This is a genomic window from Phenylobacterium sp., assembly GCF_004799395.1.
Taxonomy (GTDB): domain Bacteria; phylum Pseudomonadota; class Alphaproteobacteria; order Caulobacterales; family Caulobacteraceae; genus Phenylobacterium.
In genome coordinates, this window is the sequence record NZ_SSMZ01000016.1 from 1 (window position 1) to 18,533 (window position 18,533).

At 67.9% G+C, this 18,533-nt stretch carries 21 protein-coding genes; 13 read left to right on the forward strand and 8 right to left on the reverse strand.

What is annotated here, in order from left to right; all coding sequences use genetic code 11:
* From E8A12_RS00965 to argF, 3 genes are all read left to right on the forward strand, one after another.
* On the forward strand, positions 1–490 hold a 490-nt coding region (locus E8A12_RS00965), incomplete at its 5' end, for an ABC transporter permease (protein WP_293365884.1).
* Between the two features lie 130 nt (positions 491–620).
* Positions 621–1,841, forward strand: coding sequence for an aspartate aminotransferase family protein (locus E8A12_RS00970; protein WP_293365885.1), 1,221 nt, complete (start codon positions 621–623; stop codon positions 1,839–1,841).
* Complete coding sequence (argF, locus tag E8A12_RS00975; RefSeq protein ID WP_293365886.1) at positions 1,838–2,773, forward strand: ornithine carbamoyltransferase; 936 nt, start codon at positions 1,838–1,840, stop codon at positions 2,771–2,773. Before E8A12_RS00970 ends, argF begins: the two co-directional genes overlap by 4 nt.
* A 9-nt stretch (positions 2,774–2,782) precedes the next feature.
* Here argF and E8A12_RS00980 read toward each other — a convergent pair whose 3' ends face one another.
* A complete protein-coding gene (locus E8A12_RS00980) occupies positions 2,783–2,914 on the reverse strand; it encodes a hypothetical protein (protein WP_293365887.1) in 132 nt (43 codons plus the stop codon).
* 123 nt (positions 2,915–3,037) lie between these two features.
* Positions 3,038–3,475 (reverse strand): hypothetical protein, encoded by a 438-nt coding sequence (locus tag E8A12_RS00985; RefSeq protein WP_293365888.1) that lies wholly within the window; start codon positions 3,473–3,475, stop codon positions 3,038–3,040.
* Between the two features lie 126 nt (positions 3,476–3,601).
* Here E8A12_RS00985 and E8A12_RS00990 point away from each other — a divergent pair, with 126 nt between their 5' ends.
* On the forward strand, positions 3,602–4,507 hold the full coding sequence (locus E8A12_RS00990; protein WP_293365889.1) for an Hsp33 family molecular chaperone: 906 nt from the start codon (positions 3,602–3,604) through the stop codon (positions 4,505–4,507).
* On the opposite strand, the gene E8A12_RS00995 is transcribed toward E8A12_RS00990, so the two are convergent.
* The 3 genes from E8A12_RS00995 to metZ form a co-directional block, all read right to left on the reverse strand.
* Positions 4,504–5,934: a methyltransferase domain-containing protein gene (locus E8A12_RS00995; RefSeq protein ID WP_293365890.1), complete on the reverse strand. Its 1,431-nt coding sequence runs from the start codon at positions 5,932–5,934 to the stop codon at positions 4,504–4,506. The genes E8A12_RS00990 and E8A12_RS00995 overlap by 4 nt on opposite strands.
* Before the next feature lie 107 nt (positions 5,935–6,041).
* On the reverse strand, positions 6,042–6,596 hold the full coding sequence (locus tag E8A12_RS01000; RefSeq protein ID WP_293365891.1) for a surface-adhesin E family protein: 555 nt from the start codon (positions 6,594–6,596) through the stop codon (positions 6,042–6,044).
* Between the two features lie 40 nt (positions 6,597–6,636).
* Positions 6,637–7,821: an O-succinylhomoserine sulfhydrylase gene (gene metZ, locus E8A12_RS01005; RefSeq protein ID WP_293365892.1), complete on the reverse strand. Its 1,185-nt coding sequence runs from the start codon at positions 7,819–7,821 to the stop codon at positions 6,637–6,639.
* A gap of 332 nt (positions 7,822–8,153) precedes the next feature.
* Here metZ and E8A12_RS01010 point away from each other — a divergent pair, with 332 nt between their 5' ends.
* The 9 genes from E8A12_RS01010 to E8A12_RS01050 all read left to right on the forward strand — a co-directional run bounded on the left by E8A12_RS01010 (position 8,154) and on the right by E8A12_RS01050 (position 15,023).
* The gene (locus E8A12_RS01010) at positions 8,154–8,489 is read left to right on the forward strand and encodes a helix-turn-helix domain-containing protein (RefSeq protein WP_293365893.1); all 336 of its coding nucleotides are present in this window, start codon (positions 8,154–8,156) and stop codon (positions 8,487–8,489) included.
* A 9-nt stretch (positions 8,490–8,498) separates the two neighbouring features.
* The gene (locus E8A12_RS01015; RefSeq protein ID WP_293365894.1) at positions 8,499–8,756 is read left to right on the forward strand and encodes a hypothetical protein; all 258 of its coding nucleotides are present in this window, start codon (positions 8,499–8,501) and stop codon (positions 8,754–8,756) included.
* A gap of 294 nt (positions 8,757–9,050) precedes the next feature.
* On the forward strand, positions 9,051–10,088 hold the full coding sequence (locus E8A12_RS01020; protein ID WP_293365895.1) for a hypothetical protein: 1,038 nt from the start codon (positions 9,051–9,053) through the stop codon (positions 10,086–10,088).
* On the forward strand, positions 10,088–10,714 hold the full coding sequence (locus E8A12_RS01025; protein ID WP_293365896.1) for a hypothetical protein: 627 nt from the start codon (positions 10,088–10,090) through the stop codon (positions 10,712–10,714). Before E8A12_RS01020 ends, E8A12_RS01025 begins: the two co-directional genes overlap by 1 nt.
* Positions 10,715–10,729: 15 nt before the next feature.
* Positions 10,730–12,007 (forward strand): CocE/NonD family hydrolase, encoded by a 1,278-nt coding sequence (locus E8A12_RS01030; RefSeq protein ID WP_293365897.1) that lies wholly within the window; start codon positions 10,730–10,732, stop codon positions 12,005–12,007.
* A 135-nt stretch (positions 12,008–12,142) separates the two neighbouring features.
* A complete protein-coding gene (locus E8A12_RS01035) occupies positions 12,143–13,186 on the forward strand; it encodes a hypothetical protein (protein ID WP_293365898.1) in 1,044 nt (347 codons plus the stop codon).
* A gap of 82 nt (positions 13,187–13,268) precedes the next feature.
* A complete protein-coding gene (locus tag E8A12_RS01040; protein WP_293365899.1) occupies positions 13,269–14,288 on the forward strand; it encodes a 2'-deoxycytidine 5'-triphosphate deaminase in 1,020 nt (339 codons plus the stop codon).
* Positions 14,289–14,397: 109 nt separating this feature from the next.
* Positions 14,398–14,838, forward strand: a complete 441-nt coding sequence (locus E8A12_RS01045; protein WP_293365900.1) for a hypothetical protein — start codon at positions 14,398–14,400, stop codon at positions 14,836–14,838.
* Complete coding sequence (locus tag E8A12_RS01050) at positions 14,835–15,023, forward strand: helix-turn-helix transcriptional regulator (protein ID WP_293365901.1); 189 nt, start codon at positions 14,835–14,837, stop codon at positions 15,021–15,023. Before E8A12_RS01045 ends, E8A12_RS01050 begins: the two co-directional genes overlap by 4 nt.
* Here E8A12_RS01050 and E8A12_RS01055 read toward each other — a convergent pair.
* From E8A12_RS01055 to E8A12_RS01065, 3 genes are all read right to left on the reverse strand, one after another.
* Positions 15,020–15,607, reverse strand: coding sequence for an HD domain-containing protein (locus E8A12_RS01055; RefSeq protein ID WP_293365902.1), 588 nt, complete (start codon positions 15,605–15,607; stop codon positions 15,020–15,022). The two genes, E8A12_RS01050 and E8A12_RS01055, sit on opposite strands and share 4 nt — an antisense overlap.
* Before the next feature lie 224 nt (positions 15,608–15,831).
* Complete coding sequence (locus E8A12_RS01060) at positions 15,832–16,926, reverse strand: NADH:flavin oxidoreductase (RefSeq protein ID WP_293365903.1); 1,095 nt, start codon at positions 16,924–16,926, stop codon at positions 15,832–15,834.
* Positions 16,927–17,085: 159 nt separating this feature from the next.
* Positions 17,086–17,631, reverse strand: a complete 546-nt coding sequence (locus tag E8A12_RS01065; RefSeq protein ID WP_293365904.1) for a PEPxxWA-CTERM sorting domain-containing protein — start codon at positions 17,629–17,631, stop codon at positions 17,086–17,088.
* Positions 17,632–18,533: the final 902 nt, after the last annotated feature.

Sequence of the window (18,533 nt, forward strand, 5' to 3'; positions counted from 1 at the left end):
CTTCGTCACCCCGCCGCTGTCGCCCATCGAGCTGCTGGTCGGGTTCGGGGCCGGCGCCGCCACGCGTGGCCTCTTCGTCGGCGCCATCAGCGCCGTGGCGGTGCTGTTCTTCGGGCATCCGCCGATGGCCCAACCCTGGGCGATCGCCTACTTCGGCCTGGGCGCGGCCCTGATCATGGGGTTCCTGGGCATCATGGCCGGCCTCTGGGCCGAGAAGTTCGACCACATGGCGGCGGTGACCAACTTCGTCATCATGCCGATGACGTTCCTATCGGGCACCTTCTACCTGGTGGAGAAGCTGCCGGAGCCCTTCCGCACCTTCTCCAAGTTCAACCCGATCTTCTACATGATCGACGGCTTCCGCTACGGCTTCATCGGTCGCGCCGAGGGCTCGCTCGCGGTCGGGGTCAGCATGACCGCCGCCATCGTCGTCGTGTTCGGCGCCATCTGCTTCTGGATGTTCAAGACGGGCTACAAGATCAAGACCTAGGCTTCCTCCCCACGAGCGGGAGGGGAACGCGATTTCATTGACATGGCGGCTTCTGAAGACGAGAACGCCAAGCCTTCCAGTCCCCGTCGCAACGCGGCGGGGATGCTTCCGTTTTAGGAGGGCTCCTCCGGTGACCGAGTCGACCACCGCCCCCGTTCCCAGCGACCACATCATGGCGGTCTACAGCCGCACCCCGCTGGCGTTCGAGCGAGGCGAGGGCGCGCGCCTCTACACCGCCGACGGAGACGCCTATCTCGACTGCATGGCAGGCATCGCGGTCAATGCGCTGGGCCACGCCAACCCGATCCTGGTGGCGGCCCTGAAGGCTCAGGCCGAGAAGCTGTGGCATACCTCCAACATCTTCACGATCACTGGCCAGGAGAAGCTCGCCAAGGCGCTCACCGACGCGACTTTCGCCGACATGGTGTTCTTCACCAACTCCGGGTCTGAGGCCATCGAGTGCGCCATCAAGACGGCGCGCAAGTATCACTGGGCCAAGGGCCAGCCTGAGCGGATCGACATCATCGGCTTCGACGGCTCGTTCCATGGCCGCACGCTGGGAGCGATCAACGCCTCAGGCAACGCCGCCTATCTGGAAGGCTTCGGCCCGCCGCTTCCCGGCTTCATCCATGCGGAGTTCGGCGACCTGGACGCCTTGAAGGCCCTGGTCGGCCCGACCACGGCGGCGATCCTGCTGGAGCCCGTGCAGGGCGAGGGCGGCGCGCGATCCTGGCCGACCGAAGACCTGACCGCGATCCGCAAGCTCTGCGACGAGACCGGGACGCTCCTGATCTACGACGAGATCCAGTGCGGCCTGGGGCGCACCGGCAAGCTCTTCGCCTATGAGTGGGCGCAGGACGCCGCGCCGGACATCATGGCCGTCGCCAAGGCGCTGGGCGGCGGCTTTCCGGTCGGCGCCTGCCTGGCCACGGCGGAAGCCGGACGCGGCATGACCGTGGGCTCCCACGGCTCGACCTACGGCGGCAACCCGCTGGCCATGGCGGTGGGCGAGGCTTCCGTGGCCGAGCTGACCAAGCCCGAGCTGATGGAGCACGTCCGCGAGCTGGTTGGCTATTTCAAGCAGCAGCTCGGCGGGCTCACCGAACGCTATCCGGACGTGGTCGAGGAGATCCGCGGCAAGGGACTCCTGATCGGCCTGAAGCTGAAGACGCCCAACCGCGAGTTCATGCAGCACGCCCGCGACCAGCATCTGCTGATCGCCGGCGGCGGCGACAATTGCGTTCGCCTGCTGCCGCCGCTCAACCTCACCCTGGCCGAGGCCAGCGAGGCGGTCGAGAAGCTGGAAGGCGCCTGCGAAGCCGCACGGGCCAAGGCCAAGGCGGCCGCGTGAGCCAGCCGCCCAGGCACTTCCTCGACCTCTGGAAGCTGCAGGGCTCCGACCTGCGCGCCATCCTGGAGGACGCCAAGGCGCGCAAGGCTGCACGTCTCGGCTGGCCCAAGGGCAAGCCCGACGCCGACGCGGCGGGCGAGGGCCGCGTGCTGGCGATGATCTTCGAAAAGAATTCGACCCGCACCCGCTTCTCATTCGACGCGGCCATCCGCCAGCTCGGCGGTTCGGCGATCATCTCCAACGCCGTCGATATGCAGCTCGGCCGTGGCGAGCCCATCGAGGACACCGCGCGCGTGCTCTCGCGCATGGTCGATGCGGTGATGATCCGCGCCAACAACCACCAGGACGTCGAGCGCCTGGCCCTGGCCTCGACCGTGCCGGTGATCAACGGCCTGTCGGACAGGAGCCACCCCTGCCAGATCATGGCTGACCTCCTGACCATCGAGGAGCATCGCGGCCCGGTGGCGGGCAAGACGCTGGCCTACGTCGGCGACGGCAACAATGTCTGCGCCAGCTTCATCCACGCCGCGCCCAAGCTGGGCTTCAGGCTGAATATCGCCTCGCCGGCCATCTATCACCCCGACCTGCATGACCTGGCGCGCGCTGCGGCCGAGCAGGGCCAGGTCCATGCCTCGGACGACCCGCGTGAGGCGGTCAGGGACGCCGACGTGGTGATCACCGATACCTGGGTCTCCATGGGCGACACCGACCACGACGAGCGGATCGACGCGCTCGAGCCCTATCAGGTGGACGAGCAGCTGATGGAGCTGGCCAAGGGCGACGCGGTCTTCCTGCACTGCCTGCCCGCCCACCGCGGCGAGGAGGTCACCGACGAGGTGATCGACGGGCCGAAGAGCCTGATCTGGGACGAGGCCGAAAACCGTCTGCACGCCCAGAAGTCGATCCTCGCCTGGTGCTTCGGTGCGATCTGACGGCCAGACCTAGGACGCCTCGGACAACGGCTGGCCGGGTGGCGCCTTGCAGATGTCGTCGATGAAGGTTTGGCGTGGCGGGTCGGGCGCCACGCCGAGCTCGCGGCCGAGATCGAGCTCACGCTGGGCGTTCAGCGACACTCGGTATTCCAGGTAACGCGCCGTCTGCAGGTCCTGTCGCAGCTAGGCCACGTCCGGCGGGTTGAGCGGACCCTTGGATGTCAGCGTTCCCAGGTGAGCCCACGCCTGCTCTTCGGACTCGATTCAGACCCGCATCGACTGGAACTGATCGTACCAGACGCCAAGCTTGGCGCGTTCCGCCCGCGGGAAGTGCGTCAGGGTCTGCGACGCCTGTTCGGCGTTCCACTGAGCCTGCAGCGTAAGGCGGCCGGGTCCGATGAAGCTGGGCGGGCCAAGGCCGTTCGGCTGTCTTCCGGCCGCCGCGGCGTCCAGCAGATTCGTCACCGCCGCGATCCGCCGATCCATGCAGGGCGCGAGGCTCACGCGGTCGCGGAAGTAGCCATCGTCGAAGGCGATCTCGCGATACAGGGCTTCGCGTCCGGCGGCGACTGCCGACTGCCAATGCAGCATCTCGACGGTCTGCTCGGCGCCCAGCGCGATCAGCACGCCCAGCACGATGATCCCGACTTCCTTAGCGAACTCGCGCCAGCCGTGGATCGGCTTCGGCTTATGAACTTCCATGCCTTGCCTCGGACAGGGCTGCCTATGCTGAAGCTTGCCTAACACGGATTGGCGGCATGTCGTCATCGGGTCGATCGGGCGCTTCGCCGCGCTCGCAATCCGCCGGTTCTGCCCTATATCGGCGCGATGCCTTCTTCCTCTCCCATTCCCGACGACGCCGTCACCGCCTTTCAGATCGAGGGCGAGCCCGTGCGCGGGCGCCTGGCGCGCCTGGGCCCGGCCATCGACGAGATCCTGCGCGCGCATGCCTATCCGGAGGCTGTCGCCAACCTGCTGGGCGAGGCCTGCGCGCTGGCCGCCCTGGTGGGCTCCAACCTGAAGTTCGACGGGCGGCTGATCATCGAGGCGCGCGGCGACGGGCCGGTTCGCTTCGTGGTCGCCGACTACGACACCTCCGGGGGCTTGCGCGGCTATTGCGGCTTTGACGCGGAAGCCGTGGCGGCGGTCAGCGGTGGGTTCGCCCGGCCGGGCGCCCGGTCGCTGCTCGGCTCCGGCCACTTCATGATGACCGTCGACCAGGGCCCGGACATGGACCGCTACCAGGGCGTCACGGCCATCGAGGGCGAGACGCTGGCGCTCTGCGCCGAGCAGTACTTCGCCCAGTCAGAGCAGACGCCGACCCGCGTGCGTCTGGCCGTGGGTCAGTTCGACGGGCTGTGGCGGGCCGGCGGCATGCTGATCCAGTCGGTGGCCGAGGACGACGCGCGGGGGTCGACGACCGAAGCCTGGGTGCGCACTCAGGCCTTCTTTGAGACCGTCGGCGAGGACGAGCTGACCGATCCGGAACTGTCGTCTCAGCACCTGCTGTTCCGGCTGTTCCATGAGGACGGCGTGCGCGTGTTCGGCTCGCAGCCGCTGCGGGCCTTCTGCCGCTGCAGCCAAGAGCGCATCGAGACGGTGCTGAAGTCCTTCGACGCCGCCGAGCGGGCCGAGATGGTCGAGGACGATGGACGCATCCGCGTCACCTGCGAATACTGCTCCAAGACCTATGCCGTGGAGCCGGCCGCGCTCGAAACGGCGCCTGCGGCCTAGACCTTGGCGTGGGCCCGCAACAGGTAGTAGCCGCCATCCACCGTGCGGCCGGCCTCGCGGCGCAGGGGCGCGGTGTGGCGGCGGACGATCTCGAAACGCCCGGCCGCCAGGGCGGTCACATATTCCGCGCCATGCGCGAAACGGCCGTTGCCGCGCAGCCGGTAGCTGTCGCCCTGGGCGTGCTCGGTGGAGAAGACGAACCAGCCGCCTGGCCGCAGGACCTGCGCCGCCGCCGCGAAGGTCTCGTCCAGCGCGCCTAGATAGGGAAAGGTGTCGAAGGCGACGATCATGTCCCAGCGCGCGCCGGGCGTGGCGAGCGCGTCCAGCAGGTCGCGCTGTTCCAGGCTCTGGTAGAGACCGCGCGCGCGGGCCTTGGCCAGCATGGCGCCCGACAGGTCGACGCCGGTCAATCGGCGGGCGTGGGGCGCCAGGGCCTCCGCGCAGAGCCCGGTTCCGCAACCGAGGTCGAGGACGTCCAGCGACGCCTCGGCCTCGCCGCAGGCCGCCAGCAGGATGCGAAGCTGCGCCGGGCCGTCGTAGCCGAGCCGTGACACCAGATGTTCTTCGAAGGACTCGGCCAGGGCGTCGAACTGCTGGGCGACCAGGGCCGCCGGCTGCCGCTCAACGGCCCGCGCCGACATGGCGTCGCGCAGGTGCTGCGCCTCGATATTCTCAGGCCGCAGGTGCGCCCAGACCTCGCCGATCCGCGCGGCCGCCGCCCGTTCGTCCCCGGCGTCGAGCAGCAGAAGCGCGGTCTTGAAATGCGCGTCCGGCGTCTGGGGCCCCGCGTCCGGTTCGCCGGCCAGGGCGGCGGTCATCAGTCCGCTGAGTTGCTTGGCCTCCGTGATCGCTGGCGTCGCGTCGTCGAAGGCCGCGGCGGAGGCCAGCGCGGCGTCGGCCTCGGCGAAGCGGCCGCATTTCAAAAGCGCCGCGCCCAGGTTGGCGCAGAGGCTGGCGCTTGGCCCGTCCAGCTCGATGGCGCGCGCGAAGGCCTCCGCGGCGGCGGGGAAATCGTCCTGGGCGGTGCGGGCCATGGCGATGATCTGCCAGCTTGAGCCGGTCTCGCCGCCGACCGCGCGCGCGGCGCGGCAGGCGGCCTCGGCTTCCTCGAAGCGGCCAAGCTGGGCCAGGGTGCCGGCCAGGCTGTTCCAGGCCTGCGGCTGAGTGGGATCGATCGCTACCGACCGGCGCAGAGCGCGCTCTGCCTCCACCTGCCGTCCCAAGCTGATCAGGGCCATGGCGTGGTGGTTCCACGACAGCGCCAGATGCGGCGCGCCGCCCACCAGGGCGGTGAAGATCCGCGCCGCCTGCTCGAAGTTGCCTTCCTGGAAGCGCCGCAGGCCGTGGCGGACGAGGTCGGTGACCTCCGCCGTCTCGGCGATCGCCGGTGTGGGCTCGGAATGGGCGTGACGGGCAGACGAAGCCATGCCGGGATCTCTCGCAAGACGAGCCGACGTGGCGGGTCCGGCTCCACTCCTAGTTCGCGGGGACTAGCGAAAGGTTACCGGGGCGGAAACCATGTTTGCCGCGGCCGTCAGGATGGCGTGGCAGGGGCGGCGCCGAGCGCCGGCTCCAGGGGCTTGCCACTGAGGACGGCCTTGCAGATCACCTTGATCGTCGCGGTCTGGAATTCGTTGGGCGTCATCCAGGCGGGGTCAGCGGCGGGCTTCTTGGCCAGTTCGCCGCGCAGGTTGTTGTGGCTGTAGATGGTCATGCTGAGCACCGAGTAGCGCGTGCCCGCGCAGTCGACCGACCAGTGCGCCAGGCCAGAGCGCGCCCAGCCGGGTCCCATCTTCACCGGCTGGAACAGCTCGGTGCGGATATCGGCCTCGATGGTGAAGGGCGCCGTGGCCTTGCCGCCTTCGGGGCGCACGAAGCGCGCGCCTTCCACGTCATGGGTGATCAGGGTCCACATGTCGCGGTCGATGTAGGCCGAGGCCCAGGCCTCGACGTCGCCGACGTCCAGGCTGGCCGGCGGCGGCGGATCGACGATGGCGGGCTTGGCCGCAGGCTTCGGCGCGCAAAGGCCCGCGCCGGCCAGGCCCGCCGAAATCGCCACGCCCAGCACTGCTGTCCGCATCCGCATCATGTCCTCCATCCTGGCACAACGCCGCCCCGGCGCGAAGGCTTCAGGCGGCGTCCAGCGCCCGGCTGACGTCGCGGCTGAGGTCGCCCGCGCCTTCCAGGCCGACGCTCATCCGCACCCAGCCCTCGGTCAGGCCGATCTCCAGCCGCTCGGCCTCGGGCATGGAGCGGTGGGTGGTGGTGCAGGGATGGGTGGCCATCGATTTGGCGTCGCCCAGGTTGTTGGAGATGTCGACGATCTGCAGGGCGTCCAGGAACTTCCAGGCCGCCTCGCGCGACCCCAGGTCGAAGGCCACCACGTTGCCGCCGCCGGTCATCTGGTTGGCGATGATCGCCGCCTGCGGGTGATCGGGCCGGCCGCAATAGATGGTCTGGCGTGACTTGGCGTGGGCGGCGATCACATCGGCCACCTTGGCGGCGTTGTCGGTCTGGCGGCGCACCCGCAGGTCCAGGGTCTCCAGGCCCTTCAGCAGCACCCAGCTGTTGAACGGCGAGAGCGCCGGACCGGTGTGGCGCAGGATGTCCTTATAGGCCTCGGTCATCAGGGCCTCGGCGCCCAGGATCGCCCCGCCCAGCACCCGGCCCTGGCCGTCGATGTGCTTGGTGGCCGAATAGACGACGATGTCGGCGCCGAGCGCCAGGGGCTTCTGGAAGATCGGGGTGGCGAAGACGTTGTCGACCACCAGCCTGGCGCCGGCTGCATGCGCGATCTCGGCCACCGCCCCGATGGCGGTCACCTCCAGCAGCGGATTGGCCGGGCTCTCCACCAGGAAGGCCCTGGTGTTGGGCCGCACCGCATTCTTCCAGGCCTCGAGGTCGGTGGCGTCGACGTAGGTGGTCTCGACCCCGAACCGGGGCAGCCATTCGGAAATGATCCAGCGGCAGGAGCCGAAGAGGGCGCGCCCCGCCACCAGGTGGTCGCCCGCCTTCAGCAGGCCGGTCAGCGCCACATGCACCGCGCTCATCCCCGAAGCGGTGGCGCGGCAGACCTCGGCGCCTTCCAGGAGCGCCAGGCGGTCCTCGAACATCTGCGTCGTGGGATTGCCGAAGCGCTGGTAGATGAAGCCCGGCTCGTCGCCGGCGAACCGCGCATTGGCGGCCGCGGCTGAGTCGTAGGCGAAGCTCTGGGTCAGGAACAGCGCCTCGGAGATCTCGCCGTACGGGCTGCGGGCCATGCCGCCGCGCACCAGCCGGGTCTCGACGTCCCAGTCTCGCGGATCTTCGGCCATGGCGGGGCTCCTTCACATTAGAGCGCCGCTTGAACGGCAGGGAGGCCGGGGCGTCAAGGCGCGCTTTCCTGAAAGCACACGCAACTCCGCTCATCCCCGCGTTCGCGGGGATGAGCGGGTTTGGGGGAGGTTTGCGCGGATCAGGAGGTGTTGGGCGCGTGAACGGCTGAGCCACAGGGGGCGGGGCTGCCTCCTCCTCCGCTCGCTCTGCGGCGAGCGGTCCGGGGCGGCAGGCGTTCCCCCAGCAGGCCTTGGGCTCCGGGGCGACGGCGCTTCAGGACGCTGTGAAATAATCAATTGATCCTCTGACATGCGTCAGGTATTTCTGACATATGAAACCGAATACCGGGGTCACGACCAACGGCGACCAGCTCCTGGCGACCCTGGCCGCCTTGGCGAATCCGCACCGCATGCGGGTCGTCGCCGCGCTGGCCGGCGGCGGTCGCAACTACGTCAGCCAACTGGCGCGCGAGATCGGCATCAGCCGGCCCCTGCTGCATCTGCATCTGCAGAAGCTGCAAGACGCCGGCCTGGTGACCAGCAAGCTCGAGCTGTCCAAGGACGGCAAGGCGCTCAACTACTTTGAAGTCACCGAATTCGCCTTTCACCTTACGCCGGCGGCCGTCGCCGACGCGGCCAAGACACTCACCGCCAAACCCGAGACCTAGAGGATTCCAATGACCACAGTGCTCTATCTACTGACCCTTGTGCTGCCGTTGGCGACGATCCTGATCGTCTTCGGCGTGCGCTATTACGCGGCCATCCAGCAGGCAAAGGCGCGGCTGGCCGACGATGGGGCCTATCGCCAACTCGCGGAAAGCGCCTCGGCGGCTCAGTCGCAGATCGCGACCAGCCTGGCCGCCATGGAGTCCACCTTGTCGGACGTGCGCACCCGCATGGCCGCCGTCGAGACCATCCTGAAGGCGGTGGAATAGAACGGGTGGCGTCTGGGAGATGCTTGCCTCGACGCCAGGCTTCGGCGCCATCGCAGTCGTCGGTGGCGTGAAGGCGCTTGTTTGAAGCCCTGCCACCGTAACCCGGCAGACCGAGCTCGGCAGCCCTCAAGGCGCGACGCCTAGGCGCCCGTCGGAGACATTGCGGCCACGCCACAAACAGGACATTCGCGACTCACCGGACGGTGTCCTATTCCCGCCGCGGCGCCAGCGACCGACTTGTCGTCTTAGGGCTGCTTCTGTTGGCCGCAGTGATCGTCCAGCCAGCATCAGGCCTTGTCGCACGGCGTGGCCTTGAAACTTGAAGGATGGTCGCTGAAGGCGGACGGACGGGGTCCAGCCGAACACAGCGCGGCGCAATTGGGGGAAGCATTCGTGGATATAGCTAGAATATTTGCGTCCAGTTCGTTTCTTTTCGTTTATTCCGGGGTACTGGTTTTACTGACCGCCATCGCAATTGTTCGAAATCAGGCCTCGATAATCGCGGAAACCAAGGTATCTCGCGAAATCATCAAGCTTGTCGATGCCGCCCATTCTCGTGACGCGTCCGGCAGGATCGCGCAGTTGCTTTTGTTGAACGAATCCACGGGCGCCCGCATTCTCACGCATGACGCGTGCCGTGCAGACGATCTTGGGGAACACAAGGTCTGGCGGAACCCCAAATCCTCAACCGCAAGGGCGACCGCCAGCTATCTGGGCGTGATGGCGGCGGTGCCTGCCCAACGCCACAGTCTTGAGGGCCTGCGTCCCGCAAGGACGATGCTGGAAGACGAGTACCGGCGCCTTCATAGAGGCCTGAGCGGCTTTGGCGACTTCATCATCCGCGTGTCGCTTCTCGGCACATTCATGGGCCTTATCGCCGCGCTGACGATCGCGAGCGCGAACATCGGCGCCGCGCAAGGATCGGCCGAGGCTCAAAGCGCGCACATGCGGGACTTCATCCAGGTCCTGCTGGCGACGGCCGCCAACAAGTTCTGGATCTCCGCGGTGGGCGTCGGCTGCGCCCTGATCGTGCAGATCTATCGCGCCGGCTCGGAGAGAGCTCAGCACATCGTGCGCCTCGGAGACGCCTTCGACCGGGCGCTCACCGATCCCGAGATCGCCGCCGCCTGGTGCCCGCCGGACCCCAGCCTGGCCAGCCAGGGCGAAACCGACCTCAGGTTCGTGAAGGAGGCCGTCTTCGCGCGGATTCAGAAGCTGGATCTGGAGCCCCTCAACGCGGCGATCGCCGAGACGGCCGCGGCCATCAAGGCCAATGCGAAGGACTCTGTCCTCTCCTTTGGACCGGCGCCGCCCCGAGGGAGCGGAGCGTGATGCCTGGACGGGCGCGGCGACGCGCCGGCTCCGCGGAACTGGCGGGCGATGAAGGGCCGTTCGCGTCTTTCACCGACCTTTTCATCGGGATCCTGTTCCTGTTCCTGATCCTGGTGGCCGCTCTCATGCTGATGAACCAGGACGCCGTTCGGAAGGAAAAGGTTGAAACGATCCAGCCCGTGCAGCCCAAGCCGGATGCGGCCCCCAAGCGGCCGCCCGACCAGCCGGCGTTCCGCCTGGGCATCGTCTTCAACATCTACCAGAGGCCCGCTGTCTTCGACGGTTCGGGCTGGACCTATTCCCGCACGGTTCGGGTTTTCCGGGCGCCAACCGGGGACTGCATCAACACCGTCTGGCTGCGCAGCAACCTGAGCACGGCCTGGATGCCTCCCGTCGGAGCCGACACGATTCCCACCGAAGCGCAGCGAGATGTTCTTCGGAGTTTCCAGCCCTGCGGAATCTCCGCCTCAGGCGATCATTGGGATGGGCCGACAGAAACCGGCGCCCTGAAGCGAGTAACGCCGGAGCTGTACAGTGGAACCGTCACCCTGCATGAGAAGGAGGGCGATGTTAAGCTTGAGATGCAGTATAGAGTCCTGGGCGTTTACGATGACTATTTTCGCTGATCCCAGTATTTCAAGGTGGCCCGTCCAGCCGCGGTCGCCGAGCAGCCCATGAAATCCGGCTTCGCCCTGTTGGCCTGCGCTGGCGTGCTCGTCCTCGCCTTGCCCACCTTCGCGCTGGCGCGGACCACGATCTCGCTGGGCGGCGGCGGCCCCGCGCAGCTCCCGATACCGCTGAATGGCGGCGCCCCCAGGGTCCCGGCGATCGACCCCGCCACCCTGCAGGGCCTGTCCTCGGCGCGCGACTACCGTCCCCCCGAGGGGATCGGCTTCAAGGCCACCGACTTCCTGAGCGAGAACGTGCGGCTGACGGCCCAATGGTTCTGGGCGGCCGGGAACGAGGGCCGGAAGCTGCCCACGGTAATCGTCGCGCCCGGCTGGGGCGCCACGGCCGCCAATCTGCGCCAGGACGCGGTCGACCTGGCGCGCGCCGGCTATCTGGTCATGCTGTTCGACTACCGCGGGTGGGGCGACAGCGACGGCCGGGTGATGCTGGCGGATAAGCGGCCCGCCGCGGACGGGGCGTTCACGGCGCAGGTGCGTGAGCTGCGCGGCTATGTCGATCCCTGGGAGCAGGTCGAGGACTGGTTCAACGCCTTCAGCTATGCGGTAGCCGATCCGATGGTCGACGCCGGCCGCATCGGCGTCCTCGGCTCCGACCTTTCCGGGGGCCACGTCATCGATGTCGCGGCCCGCGAGCCGAGGGTCAAGGCGCTGGTCAGCGAGGTGACCAGTGCGGATACGCGCCCCTACAAGCCTTACCAGCCGAACCCCGCCAAGGCCGTCGCGGACGCGGACGCCGCAGCCTCGCGCATCGCCACCGGCGAGGCGCCATATCCGGCCGACCGAGCGCGCGTCCCCAGCGGCCAGGGGGGCGACCTGGTTGGGGCGCCGGTGGGCGCCAAGGCAGTGCGCTGGGCGCCGGTGGAGCAGGCGAACGAGGTGACGGCCCCGGCGCTGTTCGTCTTGGCTCAGAAGGAGGAACTGTTCGCCAACACCAACAACGGCCAGCTGGCCTGCGAGCGGGTGCAGGGGCCGCGCAAGATGGTGATGCTGCCCAACAGCACCCACTATGACATCTACGGCGCCGAGCGGGAGCGGGCGGTCACGGCCGCCATCGACTGGTTCGACAGGTACCTGAAGCCCGCCGGCGCGCCGACCCGAGTTCCCGTCAACCGCAAGGAACCCGAGCGCGGCGAGTGCAACCCACCGCCTCTGCCGCCGGCCGGCGAGGAGAAGAAGGACGGCAGCGGAGAAGGGCATAAGGCGCAGCCCACATCGGGCCGCTTCAACTGACGCCCATCTCGTTGATGAGGGGCAAGCCTCGTCGCCTGCGCCCGTCGTGGCTATCCATCGCGGCTTGGGAGTGAGTAACTACGCCCAAGGCCCGGCAAAGGGCCGGCAGGGAACGAAGCCGAGGAGGACGCTGCGATGACAAGAGGCTCGATATCTGCGGCCGCAATGCTGGCCGTGCTGCTCGCAGGTCCGGCCTTCGCCCAAACACAAGGCCAGGCGTCACAGCCTGAAGCCGCCGCGCCCAAGGCCTTGGCGCGCAATTTCGAGGGGGTCTGGACGAACGCAACCGTCACCCGGCTCGAGCGACCCGCGACCTTCTCCCAGCTTGTCGTCTCGAAGGCGCAGGCGGAGGCGGTGGCGAAAGCGACGACAACACGGCGCGCGGCGGCGAACGGGAATTCGGATCTCAGCAGGGGCGCCTTCAAGGACGAGGACGCCACGGCCGGATACAATTCGTTCTGGATCGATTCCGGTGACGGGCTGATGCGCGTCCGCGGCGAAGCGCGCTCCTCCTTCATCACCAGCCCCGCCGATGGGAAGATGCCGTTCCGCGATCGCGCGAAAAGCCTGGCGCTGACGATCCGCGACGGGGCCGAGTATCAGTCCGGAAAAGGCGCCTACGTCGGGCCGGAGGACCTTCCGCTGCGCGAGCGCTGCCTGATCGCGCAGAGCGACGCCGGCGGGCCGGTCATGCTCAACGCGATCTACAACAACAACTACAGCTTCGTCGTCACGCCCGGCTATTTCGTGATCGACCTGGAGATGAACCACGACGTCCGGGTCGCCCCGATCTTCGCCTCCGCCGAAAAGGCCCGCGCGTCTCACCAGCCTGCCGCGATCAGGCCCTGGCTGGGCGATACGGTGGCCTGGTGGGAAGGCGACACGCTGGTCGCCGAGACGAAGAACGTGAACCCCATCCAGGAAGGGCGGACCCTGACGCCCGTCTCATCGCAGGGCACAGTGACGGAACGGTTCACGCGGATCGCCAAGAACGAACTGCTCTATCAGTTCAAGGTCGAGGATCCGGTGCACTACACGCAAGCCTGGTCGGGCGAGTATTCCTTCAAGCCCGCCAAGGGGCAGATCTACGAATACGCCTGCCATGAGGGGAACTACGCGATGGCAGGCATCCTTCGCGGCGCCCGGCTGCAGGAGGCGGCCGCCAAAGGCGGAAATTGATCGAGCGGCGTCTGCGCCGCGGCGGCCCCTGCACACCCCACCCCTTGCAACCTTCGCCGTCTGCGCTAACGCTTCGCCGCCCATGAGCGAACTGACCCGCCCGGGCATCCTGCCCTGCCAAGCCATCGACGCCTTGATCGCCAACCGCGCGATCGAGGCCGAAAGCGCCTTTGAATTCGACCAGGTCCAGCCGGCCAGCCTGGACCTGCGCCTGGGCGCTCGCGCCTGGCGGGTGCGCGCCTCCTTCCTCCCCGGCCGCCACACGGTGCGCGAGCGGATCGCCGAGGTCGCCATGCACGAGGTCAACCTGACCGTGGGCGCGGTGCTGGAGCGCGGCTGCGTCTACATCGCCGAGCTGCAGGAGCGGCTGAGGCTGCCGGCCGGCGTCTCGGCGCGGGCCAATCCGAAGAGCTCCACGGGCCGTGTCGACGTGTTCGTGCGGCTGCTGACCGACCGCGGAAACCGCTTCGACGACGTGGACAGCCACTACGACGGGCCGCTCTATCTGGAGATCGCGCCACAGACCTTCTCGGTGCTGGTGCGCGCCGGTACGCGGCTGAACCAGCTGCGGCTCAAGGCCGGCGACCCGCCGCGCCTGCGCACCGAAAGCGTCGGCGTCGACCTGACCGGCGAGATCGCCGGCTTCCGCGGCCGCCGCCACGCCGGCCTCGTCGACCTGGACAAGGAAGACGGCCACAACCCGCGCGATTTCTGGGAGCCGCTGCATCCCAAGGACGGCCAGCTGCTGCTCGACCCCGGCGAGTTCTACATCCTGGCCTCCAAGGCCGCGGTGGAGATCCCGGTGATGGAAGCCGCCGAGATGACCCCCATCGACCCCTCGGTGGGCGAGTTCCGGGTGCACTACGCCGGCTTCTTCGACCCCGGGTTCGGCACGGACGAGGCCCACGGCAAGGGCTCGCGCGGCGTGCTTGAGGTGCGCAGCCACGAGACGCCCTTCATCCTGGAGGACGGCCAGACGGTGGCGCGGCTGGTCTACGAGCCGCTGACGGAAAAGCCCGACCGGCTCTACGGCGACCTTGGCTCGCACTACCAGCGCCAGGGCCTCAAGCTCTCCAAGCACTTCCGCATCTGGGGCGACTAGCGCCTCTTCCGTTCCCCAGAAATGGGAAGGAAAGCTGACTTTTTGTCATGTGTACTTGACAGAAAATAGATGTCATGTTTCCTTGTCATTCAGACAAGGAGACTGTCCAATGAGCCCTGCAAACGGCTCGGCCGGACCGCGGCGCCGCGGGCCGGCCGCCTGGTCGCCGGCCATGAAGCGCCACCAGCGGCGCGTCTGGCCTGCCCTCGGCGTCTATGCCGCTGTCCTGGCCGGCACGTTGTGGCTGTTCGGGACCCACCCGCCGACAGGTCTGCTAAGGTACGCCGCCGCCGTTGCCCCCGCCTTGCCGCTGCTCGGCGTCCTCTGGATCAACGCCCGCTATCTGGTGGAAGAGACCGACGAGTTTCACCGCCGGATGCTGATGATCAGCATGCTCTGCGCGCTGGCGGTCATCCTGGCGGTGACCACCGTCTATGGCTTCCTGGAAGTGCTGGCCGGCGCGCCGATGGTCCCGCTCTACCATGTGGCGACCCTCTATGTCGTCGCCCAGGGAATCTCGACGCCGCTGGTCTACTGGAGATACCAGTGAAGAACCGCCTGAAGGTCCTGCGCGCCGAGCGTGACTGGAGCCAGGCCGACCTCGCCGATCGCCTCGAGGTCTCGCGCCAGAGCGTCAACGCCATCGAGACCGGCAAGTACGACCCGTCCCTGCCGCTGGCCTTCAAGATCGCGGCGCTTTTCGGGATGCCGATCGAGGCGATCTTCGAGAGCTAGTCGGCCTTGTAGATCGAGGTTTTCGGCGCCGCCGTCACCCGCCGCAGCATCGGCTCGAAGGCCTCCAGCGGCATGGTGTCATAGGCCGGGTCGAAGCTGTTCTGGTCGTAGAGGTGGCAGAACTGGGCGCAGTATTCGAAGTGCGGATGGCCCCGGAACTGCTCGCGCATGTCGCGGTCCAGGCCGATGTAGTGGAAGAAGTAATAGCCCTGGAAGACCCCGTGCTTGTCCATCATCCAGTGGTTGGCCTCGGAGACGTAGGGCTTGAGGATCGTGGCCCCGAGCTCGGCGTGATTGGCCGGCATCAGGATGTCGCCGATGTCGTGCATCAGGGCGCAGACCACATATTCCTCGTCCCGCCCGTCGCGATGCGCCCGCGTGGCGGTCTGCAGCGAATGCTCCAGCCGGTCGACCGCGAAGCCGCCGTGGTCGTTGTCCAGGAGCTTCAGGTGCGCCAGCAGCCGGTCGGCCAGTTCGCCGCGATGCGGGGCGGCGGCGCGGCCGATGGCGGCCCAGTCCTCCTGCGTGCCCTCGGTCATGGCGTGGAATTTCGCGCGGTCCAGGACCACTTCACCGTCGGCCATGTGGGCCTCCTCTGATCGTTGCGCCCAGCGTGCGGCGCGCAAGGTTCCCCGTCAACGCCGACGCCGCCAAAACCTCCCCCGCGAAGCGGGCGGAGGGGGACCGCGAAGCGGTGGAGGGGGAGCTGCAGTTGCACCGACTTCGAAGCATGGCCCCAACGCCCCCTCCGTCAGCTTCGCTGCCACCTCCCCCGAACGCTGCCGCTATCGGGGGAGATTTTTGAGCGTCACGCCGGCTCGGTTTCCGGCTCTGCGACGAAGCCCTTCCAGGTCTGCATGTACTTCACGAAGGCGGGGCCCAGGCCCTCGGCGCGCAGGTGGTCGGCGCTGACCGGAAGGGCGATGGGCGTGAATTCGGGGTCCGCCGCATACTTCTTCGGCCAGTCGTGGTGCAGGATCGCCGCGCGCCCCAGGAGCACATAGTCCATGCCCCGCTCCAGGCAGGCGCGCGCGTCGGCGGGCGTCATCACCTTGCCCGCACAACCCACGCGCACGGCCCCGCGCGGCAGCGCGGCGAAATAGCTCATCAGGCTGCGGCCCTGGAATTCCTCTTCCATGGGCTCCTTGGCGTAGTCCCAGAGCGACAGGTCCAGGTAGTCGATCTTGCCGTCGGCCAGCACGCCGCGGGCGACCTCGACGATCTCCGCCAGTTTCAGCCCGAACCGCTCGGGCGAAATCCGCAGGCCCAGGCTGAAATCCGCACCGGTGCTGGCGCGGACGCCGTCGATGATCTCATGGACGATGCGCGCGCGGTTCTCGACGCTTCCGCCGTAGCGGTCGGTGCGCTGGTTGACCTCCGGGCTCAGGAACTGGGCCAGCACATAGCCGTGGGCGCCGTGGAGCTCGGCCCCCTGGAAGCCGGCGGTCTCGGCCCGCACCGCCGCGGCGATGAAGTCGTCGCGCAGCTGCTCGACTTCGGCCAGGCTGAGCGCCCGGGCCCCGGTCTCGGCGTTGTCGGACGGGCAGTGCGGCGCCTCGCCGATCAGCTCCTTCGGCGAGCGCATGCCCGCGTGGTGCAGCTGGACCACCGCCACGCTGCCCAGTTCCCTGATCCGCGCCGCCAGCCGCGTCAGCCCCGGCAGATGCTCGTCGCCGAACACGCCCAACTGCCCGGGGAAGCCCTGGCCCACTCGCTGCACATGCGCCGCGCAGGTCATGGTCAGCGCAAAGCCGCCCTCCGCGCGGAACGTTAGCCACCTGAACTCGTCGTCCGACAGGGTCCCGTCGGGATGGCTCTGCAGATTGGTCAGCGGCGCCAGCACCAGGCGGTTCTTCAGCGTCGGTCCGTGGACCAGGGTCATCGGCTCGAGCAGGTCGGTCACGCAGGCATCCCTGAAACGGCTGTTTGAGCGCTTGTAGCGGAGCCGGCGATCCTACGGCAATCCAGCGGACCTGAAAGCGGCTGCGCTTATCTGGGACCGCGCAGCCGAACGCCGCCGGCCTCGCGGCCGCCGGCGTTCGGTCCAGCCTTCGGGGATCGGTCAGGCGGCGGCGAGCGCCAGATCCGCCCGGCGGCGGCGGAGCACGGCGCCCAGGCCGCCGAAGCCCAGCAGCATCAGGCCCCAGGTCGCGGGTTCGGGCAGTGCGGTGACGGTGCCCTGAGTGATGTCGATGAAGTCGCCATAGCCGTCGAGCTTGAAGCTGCCGCCCTGGGCGGTCGGCACGATCTGGATCGTCGTGCCGGTGGGGCCCACCAGGTCGCTGGCGAACTGCAGGAAGATGTTGTCGCCGAAGTAGACCGACGACATCGAAAACGCGTCCGGCGCGATGTTGTAGAGGTTGAAATAGCCGTGAACCGCCTGGAACGTGTCGGTGCTGTAGTCGCCGGGCGTGCAGCCGCCGGACTCCTGCAGGCGGCTGAAGGTGACCTCGCCGGTCGCGTCGGTGTCGAACTGGCCATTCAGCGTGCCGCCGCAAGCGATGGCGAAGTTGGACGCCTCCCAGGCGGTTGCGTGGGCCGCCGGGGCGGCCGCGGTGGTGACGGCGACCGCGACGCTGGCGGCGGCGAGAAGGGCGGTGAGGCGCATGGCGTGTCTCCAGCCGCCCCCTGGCGGCGACGACCCAGGGTTGCTGAAATGCTGAGCCTGCACAATCGGACCAAAGACCTAGGACCAAAGTCGTAGGACTCGCCTGTGGGGCGAGTCGGAGGCTCTACCAGGGCCGCCCGGCAACTATTGATGCGGGCGCGGTAGCCAAGCTCAAGGCAGATGGTGTGAAGGGCCGCCACTCTCCGGTGATCGACGCAAATCATCACCCATCAGAGCGTCAATAGACAACCTCTAGTTTATCGGTATCAATCCACCACCGAAGCGCATGGGGGGCGATGATGGATAGCTTGAGGTCGGCGTCGTTTGGGGCCTTGGTGGCGGTCAGCTGCACCGTGGGAGCGACCTTTCAGGTCGCCTTGGTAATCGTTGGGCTCTTCGTGGCGCTGCTCTCGCCCGGCGTGTTCAAGATGAACAACGCAGCCGCGACCAGCCCTGGCCAAGCCATTGGCGTACTGTTGTTCCTGTTGGTCTTTGGGCTCGTTGCAAATGTGACGATCTCGGCAGCAGGTTCTGGGATTTGGGTCGCATTGCGGAACTGGCTGCCAAAGCCGCAACCCCCCGCGCCTCAGACAACCTAGGTGAGGGAAGCGGCTAGGTTCGCCACGGCCTCCGAGGCCGAGGTCGCGGCAAGCTTCCTAGTCGCCCACGGATATCCGACCATCCGGCGTGGACCTCGCTGTCGGCCTTCGCGGCTTCGGGAGTCGAACAGCCGGCAGGAGGTGCCATCCACGTTCGTTCTGACGTCCTCAAAGGGCCCCTGGCAGAAAGATGGGCTGGGGTCCACTTGGGCCAAAGCGGCAAAAGCCGCGGGCGTGGAAAAGCATTTTCATGACCTACGTGGAACCGCAGTCACCAGGTTTTGCCAGGTCCCCCTGACGGAT

Coding starts and splice junctions, on each gene's coding strand:
- E8A12_RS00985 (WP_293365888.1), bottom strand. CDS start 3,475: ATGGAAGTTCATAAGCCGAAGCCGATCCACGGCTGGCGCGAGTTCGCT.
- E8A12_RS00990 (WP_293365889.1), top strand. CDS start 3,602: ATGCCTTCTTCCTCTCCCATTCCCGACGACGCCGTCACCGCCTTTCAG.
- E8A12_RS00995 (WP_293365890.1), bottom strand. CDS start 5,934: ATGGCTTCGTCTGCCCGTCACGCCCATTCCGAGCCCACACCGGCGATC.
- E8A12_RS01000 (WP_293365891.1), bottom strand. CDS start 6,596: ATGATGCGGATGCGGACAGCAGTGCTGGGCGTGGCGATTTCGGCGGGC.
- metZ (WP_293365892.1), bottom strand. CDS start 7,821: ATGGCCGAAGATCCGCGAGACTGGGACGTCGAGACCCGGCTGGTGCGC.
- E8A12_RS01010 (WP_293365893.1), top strand. CDS start 8,154: ATGAAACCGAATACCGGGGTCACGACCAACGGCGACCAGCTCCTGGCG.
- E8A12_RS01015 (WP_293365894.1), top strand. CDS start 8,499: ATGACCACAGTGCTCTATCTACTGACCCTTGTGCTGCCGTTGGCGACG.
- E8A12_RS01025 (WP_293365896.1), top strand. CDS start 10,088: ATGCCTGGACGGGCGCGGCGACGCGCCGGCTCCGCGGAACTGGCGGGC.
- E8A12_RS01035 (WP_293365898.1), top strand. CDS start 12,143: ATGACAAGAGGCTCGATATCTGCGGCCGCAATGCTGGCCGTGCTGCTC.
- E8A12_RS01040 (WP_293365899.1), top strand. CDS start 13,269: ATGAGCGAACTGACCCGCCCGGGCATCCTGCCCTGCCAAGCCATCGAC.
- E8A12_RS01045 (WP_293365900.1), top strand. CDS start 14,398: ATGAGCCCTGCAAACGGCTCGGCCGGACCGCGGCGCCGCGGGCCGGCC.
- E8A12_RS01055 (WP_293365902.1), bottom strand. CDS start 15,607: ATGGCCGACGGTGAAGTGGTCCTGGACCGCGCGAAATTCCACGCCATG.
- E8A12_RS01065 (WP_293365904.1), bottom strand. CDS start 17,631: ATGCGCCTCACCGCCCTTCTCGCCGCCGCCAGCGTCGCGGTCGCCGTC.